This is a genomic window from Streptomyces sp. CB03234 (assembly GCF_001905885.1).
Taxonomy (GTDB): domain Bacteria; phylum Actinomycetota; class Actinomycetes; order Streptomycetales; family Streptomycetaceae; genus Streptomyces.
In genome coordinates, this window is record NZ_LIYH01000001.1 from 1,008,959 (window position 1) to 1,023,740 (window position 14,782).

The following is a 14,782-nucleotide window of genomic DNA, read 5'->3' on the forward strand; positions in this document are numbered from 1 at the left end:
GTGTATGCCGGCCATAAGCAAACGGGACCTGGGGGCGACGGAACCCTCCCCTCCGTGGCTGATCGTATGAATACCTGCCGATCCGCCACAGAAGAGAGACCCCATGTCCTGGCTGTCCAGATTCAGCCTCGCGCAACGGGCCCTGATAGGGCTGATGTCGATCGTGGCGATCGTCTTCGGAGCGATCGCCATCCCGCAGCTCAAGCAACAGCTGCTGCCCTCCATCGAACTTCCGATGGTGTCGGTCCTCGCCCCCTACCAGGGCGCCTCCCCCGACGTGGTCGAGAAGCAGGTCGTCGAACCGCTCGAAAACAGCATCAAGGCCGTCGACGGCATCAAGGGCGTCACCTCCACGGCGAGCGAGGGCAACGCCCTCGTCATGGCCACCTTCGACTACGGCGACGAGGGCACCGAACAGCTCGTCGCCGACGTCCAGCAGGCCGTCAACCGCGCCCGCGCGCAGCTGCCCGAGGGAGTCGACCCGCAGGTCGTCGCCGGCTCGACCGACGACATCCCCACCGTCGTCCTCGCCGTCACGTCCGACAAGGACCAGCAGGCCCTCGCCGACCAGCTGGAGCGGACCGTCGTCCCGGCCATCGAGGACATCGACGGCGTCGGCCAGGTCTCCATCGACGGCGTCCAGGACCTCCAGGTCTCCGTCACCCCCGACGAGCGCAAGCTCGCCGCGGCCGGCCTGAACCCCATGACCCTGTCCGAGGCGCTGAAGGCCGGCGGCGCGACCGTCCCGGCCGGTTCCTTCTCCGAGGCCGGCACGAGCCGCACGGTCCAGGTCGGCGGCGGCTTCACCTCGCTGAAGCAGATCGAGGACCTGACGATCAAGCCGGAGAAGGGCGACGCGGTACGCCTCGGCGACATCGCCACCGTGAAGCAGGAGGAGTCCCGGCGGGTCTCCCTCACCCGTACGAACGGCAGGCCGAGCCTCGCCGTCATGGCCACCATGGACAACGACGGCAGCGCCGTCGCCATTTCGGAAGCGGTCCACGACAAGCTCCCGGACCTGCGCGAGGACCTCGGCTCCGGCGCCGAGCTGACCGTCGTCAGCGACCAGGGCCCGGCCGTCTCCAAGTCGATCTCCGGCCTGACCACCGAGGGCGCCCTCGGACTGCTCTTCGCCGTCCTCGTCATCCTGGTCTTCCTGGCCTCCCTCCGCTCCACCCTGGTCACCGCGGTCTCCATCCCGCTCTCCGTGGTCCTCGCCCTGATCGTCCTGTGGACCCGCGACCTGTCGCTCAACATGCTCACCCTGGGGGCCCTCACGATCGCCATCGGCCGGGTCGTCGACGACTCGATCGTGGTCCTGGAGAACATCAAGCGGCACCTCGGCTACGGCGAGGAGCGCCAGGCGGCCATCCTCACCGCCGTACGCGAGGTGGCCGGAGCGGTCACCTCCTCCACCCTCACCACCGTGGCGGTCTTCCTCCCCATCGGCCTGGTCGGCGGCATGGTCGGCGAGCTGTTCGGCTCCTTCAGCCTCACCGTCACGGCGGCTCTCCTCGCCTCCCTCCTGGTCTCGCTGACCGTCGTCCCCGTCCTCTCCTACTGGTTCCTGCGCGCCCCCAAGGGCACGTCCGCCGACCCCGACGAGGCCCGCCGGGAGGCGGAGGCCAAGGAGGCCCGCAGCCGCCTCCAGCGCCTGTACGTCCCCGTCCTCCGCTTCGCCACCCGCCGCCGCCTCACCAGCGTGGCCATCGCCGTCGTCGTCCTCGTGGGCACCTTCGGCATGGCCCCGCTGCTCAAGACCAACTTCTTCGACCAGGGCGAGCAGGAAGTCCTGTCCATCAAGCAGGAGCTGCCCGCCGGCACCAGCCTGGAGGCGGCGGACGCCGCGGCGAAGAAGGTCGAAAAGGTCCTGTCCTCCCTCACCGAGGTGAAGGACTACCAGGTCACCGTCGGAAGCTCCGGCTTCATGGCGGCCTTCGGCGGCGGTACGGGCGCCAACCAGGCCTCGTACCAGGTCACGCTCACGGACTCGGCCTCGTACGAGAAGGCCCGCGACCGCATCGACGACGAGCTGGGCAAGCTCGACGGCATCGGCGACACGACGATCGCGGCGGGCGACGGCTTCGGCAACCAGGACCTGAGCGTCATCGTGAAGGCGTCCGACGCGACCACCCTCAAGCAGGCCTCCGAGCAGGTACGGGCGGAGGTCGCCGAGCTCAAGGACGTCACCGACGTCCAGAGCGACCTGTCGCAGTCCGTCCCGCGCATCTCGGTCAAGGCCAACGCGAAGGCGGCGCAGGCGGGCTTCACCGACGCCACCCTCGGCATGGCGGTCGCCCAGGCCGTACGCGGCACCCCGGCCGGCAAGGCGGTCCTGGACGACACCGAGCGCGACGTCGTCATCACCTCCACCACTCCCGCCGAAACTCTGGCCGACCTCAAGGCGCTCCCCCTCGGCCCGGCCAAGCTGTCCGACATCGCCGACGTGAAGCTCGTCCCCGGTCCCGTCTCGATGACCCGCATCGACGGCTCGCGCGCCGCGACCATCACGGCGAAGCCGACCGGTGACAACACGGGCGCGGTCAGCGCCGCGCTCCAGTCGAAGATCAACGCGCTGGACCTCCCCGACGGCGCCACCGCCGCCATCGGCGGCGTCTCCGAGGACCAGGAGGAGGCCTTCGCCAGCCTGGGCCTGGCCATGCTGGCGGCGATCGCGATCGTCTTCATGCTCCTCGTGGCGACCTTCAAGTCCCTGGTCCAGCCGCTGATCCTGCTGGTCTCCATCCCCTTCGCGGCCACCGGCGCCATCGGCCTCCTGGTGGTCACGGGAACGGCCATGGGGGTCCCGGCGATGATCGGCATGCTGATGCTGATCGGCATCGTGGTCACCAACGCGATCGTGCTGATCGACCTGATCAACCAGTACCGGGCGCAGGGCCTCGGGGTCGTCGAATCGGTGATCGAGGGCGGTCGCCACCGCCTCCGCCCGATCCTGATGACGGCCCTGGCGACGATCTTCGCCCTGCTTCCCATGGCCCTGGGCGTCACGGGCGAGGGCGGCTTCATCGCCCAGCCGCTCGCGGTCGTGGTGATCGGCGGCCTGGTGACGTCCACCCTGCTGACCCTGCTGCTGGTCCCGACGCTCTACGCGATGGTGGAACTCCGCAAGGAACGCCGCCGCGCCAAGCGCGCCGCCAGGCGCGCGGCGAAGTCGGCACCCGCCGAGGACAGGACCCCGGCCCCGGCCAACGCCTGACAGCACCCCCGGCGGGGGCACCCCCCGCCGGGGCTCCGCCCCGCACCCCGTGTCGTCTGCGGACCGCCCGCAAACGGCCAGCCGGGCACCGGCAGGGCGCCGCGCACCCGCACGGCGCCCGCGCACAACGAGAGGGGCGCCCCGCACCAAGCGGGGCGCCCCTCACCTACACGTAGCGGAAAGAGCCCTACGGCAGCGCCAGCATCCGCTCCAGCGCCAGCTTCGCGAAGCTCTCCGTCTCCCGGTCGACCTGGATCTGGTTGACGAGGTTGCCCTCGGCCAGCGACTCCAGCGCCCACACCAGGTGCGGCAGGTCGATGCGGTTCATGGTCGAGCAGAAGCAGACCGTCTTGTCGAGGAAGACGATCTCCTTGCCCTCGCTGGCGAAACGGTTCGCCAGCCGCCGGACCAGGTTCAGCTCCGTACCGATGGCCCACTTCGACCCGGCCGGCGCGGCCTCCAGCGTCTTGATGATGTACTCCGTGGAGCCCACGTAGTCCGCCGCCGCCACGACCTCGTGCTTGCACTCGGGGTGCACCAGCACGTTCACGCCCGGGATCCGCTCCCGCACGTCGTTGACGGAGTCGACCGAGAACCGGCCGTGCACCGAGCAGTGCCCCCGCCACAGGATCATCTTGGCGCCGCGCAGCTCCTCGGCCGTCAGCCCGCCGTTCGGCTTGTGCGGGTTGTACAGGACGCAGTCGTCCAGGGACATGCCCATGTCCCGGACGGCGGTGTTGCGGCCCAGGTGCTGGTCCGGCAGGAAGAGGACCTTCTCGCCCTGCTCGAAGGCCCAGTCCAGCGCGCGCTTGGCGTTCGACGAGGTGCAGATCGTGCCGCCGTGCTTGCCGGTGAAGGCCTTGATGTCGGCGGAGGAGTTCATGTACGAGACGGGCACGACCTGCTCCGCGATGCCCGCCTCCGTCAGCACGTCCCAGCACTCCGCGACCTGCTCGGCCGTCGCCATGTCGGCCATGGAGCAGCCGGCCGCCAGGTCAGGCAGCACGACCTTCTGGTCGTCGCCGGTCAGGATGTCCGCCGACTCGGCCATGAAGTGCACGCCGCAGAAGACGATGTACTCGGCCTCCGGCCGCGCCGCCGCGTCCCGGGCGAGCTTGAACGAGTCGCCGGTGACGTCCGCGAACTGGATGACCTCGTCGCGCTGGTAGTGGTGCCCCAGGACGAAGACCTTGTCGCCCAGCTTCTCCTTGGCGGCGCGGGCGCGCTCGACCAGGTCGGGATCCGAGGGCGAGGGCAGGTCACCGGGGCACTCCACTCCCCGCTCGCTCTTCGGGTCCGCTTCGCGGCCGAGCAGCAGCAGGGCGAGGGGCGACGGCTGGACGTCCAGGGGCTGGGCGGTGGTCACGTCACGCACCCTTTCTTTTCTGCGGAGAGCCTTTTCGTCTAAATGACGCTATCTATCATAACCGCTTCACGTCACTTTGACGATGGCCATAGTGTCGATGTGACACATCCCCTCTCCACAGGCCGGTGCTTGTCCGGGGCCCGGTGTGCGAGCATGAAAGTGAAAGAGAAGTGCTGTGCCCGGAATGAATCCGCGGCACCGCCGGTTGCAACCGTCGGCAAGCAGTCTCCGTACAACCCGGGAGAGAAGCAGATGTCCGTATCGGACGAGAAGACCACTGTCAGCGACGGCATCCTCCTGTCGGACGCCGCCGCGGCCAAGGTCAAGGCCCTGCTCGACCAGGAAGGCCGCGACGACCTGGCACTGCGCGTCGCCGTTCAGCCCGGTGGCTGCTCCGGCCTGCGTTACCAGCTCTTCTTCGACGAGCGTTCGCTCGACGGTGACGTCGTCAAGGACTTCAACGGCGTCAAGGTCGTCACCGACCGCATGAGCGCCCCGTACCTGGGCGGCGCCTCCATCGACTTCGTCGACACGATCGAGAAGCAGGGCTTCACCATCGACAACCCCAACGCCACCGGCTCCTGCGCCTGCGGCGACTCGTTCAGCTGAAGCAACGGCTGGAACGCAAGGCGGCGGCCCCGGACCATCCTCGGGGCCGCCGCCTTTTTCCGCGTCCGGTTCCTACCGCCGCGGCACCCGCTCACCGCTGGCCGCGTCCACGACCTGCCGGTCGCCCAGCGGCTCGTCCAGCGTCACCGTCCCGGTCAGCTCCTTGGCGATCAGGATGCACACCCGGCCCGGCTCGATCGGCGTCTCCACCACCTTCAGCTTCACCTGCGTACCGCTCTGCTCGGCCTCGACGGTGTACTTGCTGCACACCCCGCCCCAGAAGCGCGCCGTCAGGATCTTCCCGTCCAGGCTGTACGACTCGACCTGCCGCGGCGCCTTCCCGGTCCCGGGCGTCCCAGGCGTCGTCGGAGCCGGGGCCGGTGCGGGCGCCACATGCTTCGGCGCCACCGCCGGGTACGTGATCGTGAACGGCCGGGCGTCGCCCTTCGGGGCCACCTCGAACAGCCACGACGGTACGAGCGCCGGGCGCCCCGCCGTGTAGTGGGCCGCCAGCCCGAAGACCGCCCTGGAGACGGTCACCGTCTCCTTCGCCGTGGAGCCGGGCTCCGGCTCGCACGGGGCGGCCGGCGTCGTCCCTGAGTCCTCCAGCGGCGCGGGCGTGGCACACCCGCCGATGCCCCCGCCGATGCCGACCCGGCCGTCACCGGCCCCGGCGTTCAGCAGCTTCAGCGCCTCCGCCGCGCCGATCACCGGGTACTCGTGGCTCTCCGCCGGCGCCTTCAGCCGCCCGCTGCCGCCGGCGACCGAGCCGTCCGCGTCCACCTGGATGCCGGTCGACCAGCCGTACGTCGGCAGCCCGCCCACGACCGGGTCCGCGTTGACCACCCGTACCGCACCCATCACCTGCGTGGCGTCCAGCTCGGCGTCCTGCTGGCCCAGCGCCTCCAGGACGGGGGCCGCCGCCTTCTTCGCGGCCGCCTCGCTCACCGGCTGCCCGCCGCCCTGGGGCTGCCCGCCCGTCGGGCACTCCTTGCCCTTCAGGCAGTTGTCCCCGACCGGCGCCGTCCCGAACGTCCACACGCCCGGCGCCTGCCGCTCCACCTGGAGGGTCGCACCCGAGCCGTCCTTGTCCGGCCCCACCTTCCACGCCGAACCGGCCGCCTTGGGCGTGCCCTCGACGCCCAGCGCCTTGGCCAGCCGGGCCACCTCGGCCGCGCCGACCGCGCCCTCCGGCCGGTACACGTGCGCCGACTCCGGGCCCTTCGGCAGCGTGCCGGCGGCCCGGTAGACCACCCCGTTCGGGTCGGGCTCACCGGGCGCGATCCCCGGCCCCGTACCGCTTTCGGTGTGACCGTCCAGGACCAGCGGCGGCGGCTGCTTCCCGTCGGCCGCGGGAACACCGCGAGGCTCCTCGCCGTCCGACGCCACCGTGGCGAAGTACGCGCCACCGCCCCCGGCGAGCAGCACCGCTGCCGCCACCGAGGCGACGACGAGCGGCGAACGCCTCCGGCGAGGGCTGTCCTGTGTCGGCTCCTTGGCCGGCTCCGTACTGCTCACCGCAATGCTCCTTCGTACGCCGTGGCCCCTTTACGGGAGACACCCGTGGGACGGAGCGGGGGAGCGCACGGTTCCCTCAGGCGCCGTACTCCGGGGTGGCGTCGATCAGCCGGGCGGAGGCGGGCGGAACGACCACGCCATGGATCAGGGCCGGCGACACGGGCGCGGGCGCCGCCTGCGCCGGAGCCACCCAGTGCGGAACCATGCGCGCGCTGTCCCCGCGCAGCTGGACCAGGCTCAATTCGGACTCGTGCTGCTCAGGTGGAACGCTGTACTTCGCCATGAGCGCACCGTACGCACGCGGGAGCCGACCGAAAAAGACCTACTATCGGGTAGTTTTCGCATGTGGGGAGGGCCTCGACCGGGTAGCGTGAACTGTCAACTCCACCTTCCCGCAGGAGCGCCCAGCCGTGCGTATCGCAGTCACCGGCTCCATCGCCACCGACCACCTCATGACCTTCCCCGGCCGATTCGCCGACCAGTTGGTCGCGGATCAGCTGCACACGGTCTCCCTCTCCTTCCTCGTCGACAACCTCGATGTACGCCGGGGAGGGGTGGCGGCCAACATCTGCTTCGGCATGGGGCAGCTCGGCACCCGCCCCGTCCTGGTCGGCGCGGCGGGCTCCGACTTCGACGAGTACCGCGCCTGGCTCGACCGCCACGGTGTGGACACCGGCTCCGTACGGATCTCCGAGGTCCTGCACACCGCGCGCTTCGTCTGCACCACGGACGCCGACCACAACCAGATCGGCTCGTTCTACACCGGCGCCATGAGCGAGGCCCGCCTGATCGAGCTGCAGGCCGTGGCCGACCGCGTCGGCGGGCTCGACCTGGTCCTGATCGGCGCGGACGACCCGGAGGCGATGCTCCGCCACACCGAGGAGTGCAAGACCCGCGGCATCCCGTTCGCCGCCGACTTCTCGCAGCAGATCGCCCGCATGGGCGGCGACGAGATCCGTACGCTGCTGGAGGGGGCGACGTACCTCTTCTCCAACGAGTACGAGAAGGGGCTCATCGAGTCCAAGACCGGCTGGACCGAGGCGGAGATCCTCTCCAAGGTGGGCCACCGCGTCACCACCCTCGGCTCGCGAGGGGTGCGCATCGAGAGCGTCGGCGGGCCGGTCATCGAGGTGGGCTGCCCGGAGGAGGAGGCCAAGGTCGACCCGACGGGCGTCGGCGACGCGTTCCGCGCCGGCTTCCTGTCCGGCCTGTCCTGGGGCGTCGACCTGGAGCGCGCCGCGCAGGTCGGCTGCATGCTGGCCACGCTCGTCATCGAGACGCTCGGCACCCAGGAGTACACCCTGAGCCGGGCCCACTTCATGGACCGCTTCACCAAGGCGTACGGGCACGAGGCCGCGGCCGAGGTCCAGTCGCACCTGGCGTAACGCCCCTCCAGGTGGAGGGGCACCCCGCACCCCTCCACCCGGGCCCCGCGGCGCACCCCGCCGGGGCGAGGGCGGGTCGTGTCAGGTCAGGCGGCGCACCACGTACGCCGTGCCCCGGTCCGCCGGGCGGTCGCCGACGTACTCCTGGCCGCGCATCTCGCACCACGCCGGGATGTCGAGGCGGGCCGCCTCGTCGTCGGAGAGGACCGTCACGGTGCCGCCGACCGGGACGTCGCCGAAGACCTTGGCCAGCTCGATCACCGGGATCGGGCACCGCCTGCCGAGCGCGTCCACCACCAGGGACTCACCGCCCCCGGTCGCGGGCATGGCGGCCGGCGCGCCGAACCGCTCGCGGATCCCGGCCACCACGCCCGGCAGCACCTCCAGGAACCGGTCCACGTCCGCCTCCGCCGTGCCGAACGGCAGCGACACCCGGACGTTGCCCTCCGACAGCACGCCCATGGCGCGCAGGACATGGCTGGGCGTCAGCGTGGAACTCGTACACGACGAACCGGAGGAAACGGAGAAACCGGACCGGTCCAACTCGTGCAGCAGAGCCTCCCCGTCGACATAGAGACACGAGAACGTCACCAGATGGGGCAGCCGTCGCACCGGATCGCCGACCACCTCCACGTCCGGCACCAGCCGTGGCACCCGGCCCCGGATCCGCTCCACCAGCTCCCGCAGCCGCCCGGCCTCCGCCTCGGCCTCGGCGCGCACCGCCCGCAGCGAGGCGGCCGCGGCCACGATCCCCGGGATGTTCTCGAACCCGGCCGCCCGGCCCGACTCACGCTCGTCCGCCGGGCCTTGGGGCGCGAACCGCACACCCTTGCGCACCACCAGCAGCCCGACCCCCGCGGGGCCGCCCCATTTATGGGCACTTGCCGTGAGCAGTGACCAATCGCCCTCCACCGGCCCCCAGGGCAGCGACTGCGCGGCGTCCACCAGCAGCGGCACCCCCGCCTCCCGGCACGCCCGGGCCACATCGGCCACCGGCTGCTCGGTGCCCACCTCGTGGTTGGCCGACTGGAGGCAGGCGAGCGCCGTGTCGTCCCGCAGCGCGGCGGCGTACGCGTCCGGCGCCACCCGCCCGGCGCGGTCCACCGGCACCTCGGTCACCGCCCCGCCGTCCGCCTCGTGCGCGGCCGCCGCGTGGAGCACGGACGAGTGCTCCACCGCCGACACGGCCAGATGCCGCCCCACCCGCCGGCGCCCGGCGAGCGCCCCGGCGACCCCGGTGTGCACCGCCCGCGTCCCCGAGGGGGTGAACACGAGCTCGTCGGGACGGCACCCCACCGCCTCCGCGGCCGCCTCCCGCGCCGCGTCCAGCAGCAACCGCGCCCGCCTCCCCTCCCGGTACAGCCGGGCGGGATCGGCCCACCCCTCGTCCAGCGAGGCCTGCAGGGCCTGGCGGGCGACCGGGTGGAGGGGGGCGGAGGAAGCGGCATCGAAGTAGGGCACGCCTCCACGCTAACTCCGCGGCGCCCCGCCAACTCCGCCGCGCCAGCCCTTCCCGGGCAGGGTCCCCGAGCCCACCGGGGCCGCCGGCACGTCGAACAGGTGCCCAGGAACCGGGCCCGCTTGCCCCGTGGAATCGGGCCCGCTTCCCCGAAAGAGGGGCCCTGCGGCGCGTTGGGCACCCTCCCCGCGCGACCCCAAATAGCGTCCAGTAGGGTTTGGTCCGCATAAACATCCAAACCCCTGCCCGCGTCAGGGCCGGCGACCGACCAGCGTGACGGCCGCAGCCGACCGCGCGGGCGAGACTCTCGGGAAGGCGCTACGTGAGTCCCAACGGCTCCGACCGCTCGTCGCGGCGCCCGATGCGGCGGAAGCTGCCGCAGGTGCTGACTGCGGGCCTGATCCTGGCGACCGCCACCGGTTGCACATACAAGGACTTTCCCCGCCTTGGAATGCCCACCCCAGTGACGGAGGAGGCTCCCCGGATCCTCTCCCTGTGGCAGGGCTCGTGGGCGGCTGCGCTCGTCACGGGCGTCCTCGTCTGGGGCCTGATCCTGTGGAGCGTCATCTTCCACCGGCGCAGCCGCACCAAGGTCGAGGTTCCTCCGCAGACCCGGTACAACATGCCCATCGAGGCGCTGTACACGGTGACCCCGCTCATCATCGTCTCGGTGCTCTTCTACTTCACCGCGCGCGACGAGTCGAAGCTCCTGGCTCTCTCCAACAAGCCGGCCCACACCATCAGCGTGGTCGGCTACCAGTGGAGCTGGGGCTTCAACTACATCGAGAACGTCGACGGCAAGGCCGACACGGGCACCGCGCCCGCCAAGGAACTCGCCGTCATTCCTGACAAGTACCAGAAGGAGTTCCCCCAGGGGGCCGAGGGCGTCTACGACTACGGCATCCCGGGCACGCGGAATCCGCAGAACGGCAACCCCGGCCCGACCCTGTGGCTGCCGAAGGGCGAGAAGGTCCGGTTCATCCTGACCTCCCGTGACGTCATCCACTCGTTCTGGGTGGTCCCCTTCCTGTTCAAGCAGGACGTCTTCCCCGGTCACAACGTGAACGTCTTCGAGGTGACCGCGACGGAGGAGGGCACCTTCAAGGGCAAGTGCGCCGAGCTGTGCGGCGTCGACCACTCCCGGATGCTCTTCAACGTCAAGGTGGTCTCTCCGGAGCGCTACCAGCAGCACCTGAAGGAGCTGGCCGAGAAGGGTCAGACGGGTTACATCCCGGCGGGCATGGAGATCACCGACTCGGCCAGGAACTCGGAGAGCAACCAACTGTGAGCATCCTCAACGAACCTCAGGGTGCCGCCACGGCAGCCGACGGCTCGCGTGAGCCGTACGAGAACGAACTGCCCGTGCGGCGCAGGCAGCCCGGTGGTGTGGTCGTGAAGTGGCTGACCACCACCGACCACAAGACGATCGGCACGCTCTACCTGGTCACGTCGTTCGCCTTCTTCTGCATCGGCGGTCTGCTGGCGCTCTTCATGCGCGCCGAGCTGGCCCGTCCGGGTACGCAGATCATGTCGAACGAGCAGTTCAACCAGGCGTTCACGATGCACGGCACGATCATGCTGCTGATGTTCGCGACGCCGCTGTTCGCCGGATTCGCCAACTGGATCATGCCGCTGCAGATCGGCGCGCCCGACGTGGCGTTCCCGCGGCTGAACATGTTCGCGTACTGGCTGTACCTCTTCGGCTCGATCATCGCGGTGGCCGGCTTCCTCACCCCCCAGGGTGCGGCCGACTTCGGCTGGTTCGCCTACGCCCCGCTGTCGGACGCGGTCCGCTCGCCGGGTGTCGGCGCCGACATGTGGATCATGGGTCTGGCCTTCTCCGGCTTCGGCACGATCCTCGGCTCGGTCAACTTCATCACCACGATCATCTGCATGCGCGCCCCTGGCATGACGATGTTCCGGATGCCGATCTTCACGTGGAACGTGCTGCTGACCGGTGTGCTGGTCCTGCTCGCCTTCCCGGTGCTGGCCGCCGCGCTCTTCGCGCTGGAGGCCGACCGCAAGTTCGGCGCCCACATCTTCGACGCGGCCTTCGGCGGACCGCTGCTGTGGCAGCACCTCTTCTGGTTCTTCGGCCACCCAGAGGTGTACATCATCGCCCTGCCGTTCTTCGGCATCGTCTCGGAGATCATCCCGGTCTTCAGCCGCAAGCCGATGTTCGGCTACATCGGTCTGATCGCCGCGACCATCGCGATCGCCGGTCTGTCCGTGACGGTGTGGGCCCACCACATGTACGTCACAGGCGGTGTGCTGCTGCCGTTCTTCTCCTTCATGACCTTCCTGATCGCGGTACCGACCGGTGTGAAGTTCTTCAACTGGATCGGCACCATGTGGAAGGGCTCACTGTCCTTCGAGACACCGATGCTCTGGACGATCGGCTTCCTGGTCACCTTCACCTTCGGTGGTCTGACCGGCGTCATCCTGGCCTCGCCCCCGATGGACTTCCACGTCTCCGACTCGTACTTCGTCGTCGCGCACTTCCACTACGTCGTCTTCGGCACCGTGGTCTTCGCGATGTTCGCCGGGTTCCACTTCTGGTGGCCGAAGTTCACGGGCAAGATGCTGGACGAGCGCCTCGGCAAGATCACGTTCTGGACGCTGTTCATCGGCTTCCACGGCACGTTCCTGGTGCAGCACTGGCTCGGTGCCGAGGGCATGCCGCGCCGTTACGCGGACTACCTCGCCGCCGACGGCTTCACCCTGCTGAACACGATCTCCACGATCGCCTCGTTCCTGCTGGGCATGTCGATCCTGCCGTTCTTCTACAACGTCTGGAAGACCGCCAAGTACGGCAAGAAGGTCGAGGTCGACGACCCGTGGGGCTACGGCCGTTCGCTGGAGTGGGCGACCTCCTGCCCGCCGCCGCGGCACAACTTCCTCACGCTGCCGCGCATCCGTTCGGAATCCCCGGCCTTCGACCTGCATCACCCTGAGATCGCCGCTGTCGGCCAGCTCGAGAACCACGGGCAGAAGGACACCGCGCTGTTCGGTGGCAAGGAGGTCGGCAAGTGAAGATCCAGGGCAAGATGTTCATCTGGCTGAGCATCTTCATCCTCGCCATGGCGATCCTCTATGGCGTGTGGTCGAAGGAGCCGGCCGGTACGACGGCGCTGTTCCTGGCCTTCGGCCTGGCGATCATGATCGGCTACTACCTGGCCTTCACGGCCCGGCGAGTGGACGCCATGGCCCAGGACGACAAGGAGGCCGACGTCGCGGACGAGGCCGGTGAGGTCGGCTTCTTCTCGCCGCACAGCTGGCAGCCGCTCTCCCTGGCGATCGGTGGTGCGTTCGCCTTCCTGGCCATCGCGCTCGGCTGGTGGCTCCTGTACTTCTCCGCCCCGCTGATCCTGATCGGTCTGTGGGGATGGGTCTTCGAGTACTACCGGGGCGAGAACCAGAACCAGTAGGTCCGTCGCTCGGACGCAGGGGCCCGGCAACCTCCGTACGGAGGTTGCCGGGCCCCTCGTTCGTTGTCATCCGTTCGGAGTCATCCCGCGTGCCGCTGTGGGCATACCTTCCTACGGTGTGGTTATGAGCAACACGCCCCGCATGCGCACCGCCATAAGCTGCATCCTGCTGGTCGCCGTCACCGGCGCGAGCGCGACCGCGTGCGGCGGCCCGGACGGCCATCCCCTGTCGGCGGAGCCGTACGACGCGGCCCGCCAGGTGGGGTTCAACACCCCGTCCGGCACCGCCAAGGCGGCTCTCGACAAGCCCCTCGAAGTCACCGCCAAGGGCAAGGACGGCCGCATCACGGACGTCACGGCCGTCGACACGGCCGGCCACTACCTCGCGGGCGAACTCTCCGCCGACGGCAGCCGCTGGCGCTCCACGGCCCCTCTGGTGGCCGGCACCCGCTACACCGTCAGGGTCGCCACGGAGGACCGCAAGGGCGCTCCTGGCGCCCGTACGCTGACTTTCGAGACCGCGCCCGCCAAACGGCTCCTGAACGTGAAATTCGGCCCGGAGGCGGGCAAGTACGGCGTCGGGCAGCCCCTCACGGCGGAACTCAGCGCCCCGGTCACCACCAGGGAGGGCCGCGCCGCCGTCGAACGCTCCCTCAAGGTCCGCTCCACGCCCGCCGTCACGGGCTCCTGGTACTGGGTCGACGACAAGAAGCTGCACTATCGCCCGAAGGAGTACTGGCCCGTCGGCGCGTCCGTCACCGTCGCGGGCAACCTCGCGGGCGTGAAGGTCACGGGCGACCTCTACGGCGGTTCCGCCAAGCCCCTGAACCTCAGCATCGGCGACCGCGTCGAGGCCATCACCGACGCGGCCAGCCACCACATGGTGGTCAAGCGCAACGGAAAGGTGATCAACACCATTCCGGTGACCACCGGAAAACCGGGCTTCTCCACCCGTAACGGCATCAAAGTGGTGCTCGGCAAGGAGTACTTCGTACGGATGCGCAGCACCACCGTCGGCATCGCGGCGGGCAGCAGTGAGTCGTACGACCTACCCGTCTACTACGCCACCCGGGTGACATGGAGCGGCGAATACGTCCACGCCGCGCCCTGGTCCGTCGGCTCGCAGGGGTACGCCAACGTCAGCCACGGCTGCACCGGCATGTCCACCAGCAACGCCGCCTGGTTCTACGAGAACGTCCGCCCCGGCGACCTCGTCCAGGTCATCAACAGCGCCGGCAAGGAGATGGACCACTTCGGCAACGGCTTCGGCGACTGGAACCTGCCCTGGGACAAGTGGCAGGCGGGCAGCGCCGCCCGCGCCGACGCCCCCCGCACCGAACAGGTCCGCCTCCGGCCCCTCTTCTGAGGGCCCACCCGCCTCGCGCCGGCCGGGAGGCTCACGCCTCCACAGCCAGGCGGCTGCGCAGCAGCGCCGCCAGGGAGTCCGCAAGCTCCACCGGGTCGACCGGGAGGGTCACCGCGGCGTCCGCGCGGCTCCAGGTCGCCAGCCAGGCGTCCTGGGGGCGGCCGATGAGCAGGAGCACGGGCGGGCAGCGGAAGACCTCGTCCTTGATCTGCCGGCACACCCCCATACCGCCCGCCGGCACCGCCTCGCCGTCCAGGACGCAGACGTCGATGCCGCCCTGGTCCAGCTGGTCCAGCACGGCCGGGAGCGTCGCGCACTCGATGTACTCGACCGGCGGAACGTCGGGCGCGGGCCTGCGGCCGGCCGCCAGCCGCACCTGTGCGCGGGTGTTGGCGTCGTCGCTGTAGACCAGGACGGTGGCGCTCGACTGCATT

The 14,782-nt window shown here is 70.0% G+C and carries 12 protein-coding genes; 7 read left to right on the forward strand and 5 right to left on the reverse strand.

All coding sequences use genetic code 11. The features are described 5' to 3' along the window. Window positions 1–103 precede the first annotated feature (103 nt). Entirely contained in the window at window positions 104–3,217 is a 3,114-nt protein-coding gene (locus AMK26_RS04555; protein ID WP_073752129.1) for an efflux RND transporter permease subunit, read from the forward strand. A gap of 187 nt (window positions 3,218–3,404) precedes the next feature. Here AMK26_RS04555 and nadA read toward each other — a convergent pair whose 3' ends face one another. Continuing rightward, window positions 3,405–4,592 (reverse strand): quinolinate synthase NadA, encoded by a 1,188-nt coding sequence (gene nadA / locus AMK26_RS04560; RefSeq protein ID WP_073752131.1) that lies wholly within the window; start codon window positions 4,590–4,592, stop codon window positions 3,405–3,407. 243 nt (window positions 4,593–4,835) lie between these two features. Between nadA and erpA the strand changes: the two genes are divergently transcribed. Beyond that, the gene (gene erpA, locus AMK26_RS04565; RefSeq protein ID WP_064071056.1) at window positions 4,836–5,192 is read left to right on the forward strand and encodes an iron-sulfur cluster insertion protein ErpA; all 357 of its coding nucleotides are present in this window, start codon (window positions 4,836–4,838) and stop codon (window positions 5,190–5,192) included. Window positions 5,193–5,264: 72 nt separating this feature from the next. Here erpA and AMK26_RS04570 read toward each other — a convergent pair whose 3' ends face one another. Together AMK26_RS04570 and AMK26_RS04575 are read right to left on the reverse strand one after the other, a co-directional pair. Beyond that, entirely contained in the window at window positions 5,265–6,710 is a 1,446-nt protein-coding gene (locus AMK26_RS04570) for a hypothetical protein (RefSeq protein ID WP_073752133.1), read from the reverse strand. Window positions 6,711–6,786: 76 nt separating this feature from the next. Next, window positions 6,787–6,993 carry a hypothetical protein gene (locus AMK26_RS04575; protein ID WP_073752135.1) on the reverse strand — a complete coding sequence of 69 codons (207 nt, stop codon included), beginning with the start codon at window positions 6,991–6,993 and terminating at the stop codon, window positions 6,787–6,789. Window positions 6,994–7,120: 127 nt separating this feature from the next. Here AMK26_RS04575 and AMK26_RS04580 point away from each other — a divergent pair, with 127 nt between their 5' ends. Continuing rightward, window positions 7,121–8,095 (forward strand): carbohydrate kinase family protein, encoded by a 975-nt coding sequence (locus AMK26_RS04580; RefSeq protein ID WP_073752136.1) that lies wholly within the window; start codon window positions 7,121–7,123, stop codon window positions 8,093–8,095. Between the two features lie 81 nt (window positions 8,096–8,176). Here AMK26_RS04580 and AMK26_RS04585 read toward each other — a convergent pair whose 3' ends face one another. Next, on the reverse strand, window positions 8,177–9,556 hold the full coding sequence (locus AMK26_RS04585; protein ID WP_073752138.1) for a cysteine desulfurase/sulfurtransferase TusA family protein: 1,380 nt from the start codon (window positions 9,554–9,556) through the stop codon (window positions 8,177–8,179). Window positions 9,557–9,876: 320 nt separating this feature from the next. On the opposite strand from AMK26_RS04585, the gene ctaC reads away from it, so the two are divergent. The 4 genes from ctaC (at window position 9,877) to AMK26_RS04605 (ending at window position 14,348) form a co-directional block, all read left to right on the forward strand. Continuing rightward, entirely contained in the window at window positions 9,877–10,842 is a 966-nt protein-coding gene (ctaC, locus tag AMK26_RS04590) for an aa3-type cytochrome oxidase subunit II (protein WP_073752140.1), read from the forward strand. Then, entirely contained in the window at window positions 10,839–12,587 is a 1,749-nt protein-coding gene (ctaD, locus tag AMK26_RS04595; RefSeq protein WP_073752142.1) for an aa3-type cytochrome oxidase subunit I, read from the forward strand. The genes ctaC and ctaD overlap by 4 nt, the downstream gene beginning before the upstream one ends. After that, the gene (locus tag AMK26_RS04600; RefSeq protein WP_073752144.1) at window positions 12,584–12,982 is read left to right on the forward strand and encodes a cytochrome c oxidase subunit 4; all 399 of its coding nucleotides are present in this window, start codon (window positions 12,584–12,586) and stop codon (window positions 12,980–12,982) included. Before ctaD ends, AMK26_RS04600 begins: the two co-directional genes overlap by 4 nt. A gap of 124 nt (window positions 12,983–13,106) precedes the next feature. Further along, window positions 13,107–14,348: a L,D-transpeptidase gene (locus AMK26_RS04605; protein WP_073752146.1), complete on the forward strand. Its 1,242-nt coding sequence runs from the start codon at window positions 13,107–13,109 to the stop codon at window positions 14,346–14,348. A gap of 31 nt (window positions 14,349–14,379) precedes the next feature. Here AMK26_RS04605 and AMK26_RS04610 read toward each other — a convergent pair whose 3' ends face one another. Further along, entirely contained in the window at window positions 14,380–14,781 is a 402-nt protein-coding gene (locus tag AMK26_RS04610; RefSeq protein ID WP_073752148.1) for a response regulator transcription factor, read from the reverse strand. Between the last annotated feature and the right edge of the window lies 1 nt (window position 14,782).

Excerpts from the sequence above, each read along its gene's own strand:
- AMK26_RS04555 (WP_073752129.1), top strand. The coding sequence starts at position 104 with ATGTCCTGGCTGTCCAGATTCAGCCTCGCGCAACGGGCCCTGATAGGG.
- erpA (WP_064071056.1), top strand. The coding sequence starts at position 4,836 with ATGTCCGTATCGGACGAGAAGACCACTGTCAGCGACGGCATCCTCCTG.
- AMK26_RS04575 (WP_073752135.1), bottom strand. The coding sequence starts at position 6,993 with ATGGCGAAGTACAGCGTTCCACCTGAGCAGCACGAGTCCGAATTGAGC.
- AMK26_RS04605 (WP_073752146.1), top strand. The coding sequence starts at position 13,107 with ATGAGCAACACGCCCCGCATGCGCACCGCCATAAGCTGCATCCTGCTG.
- AMK26_RS04610 (WP_073752148.1), bottom strand. The coding sequence starts at position 14,781 with ATGCAGTCGAGCGCCACCGTCCTGGTCTACAGCGACGACGCCAACACC.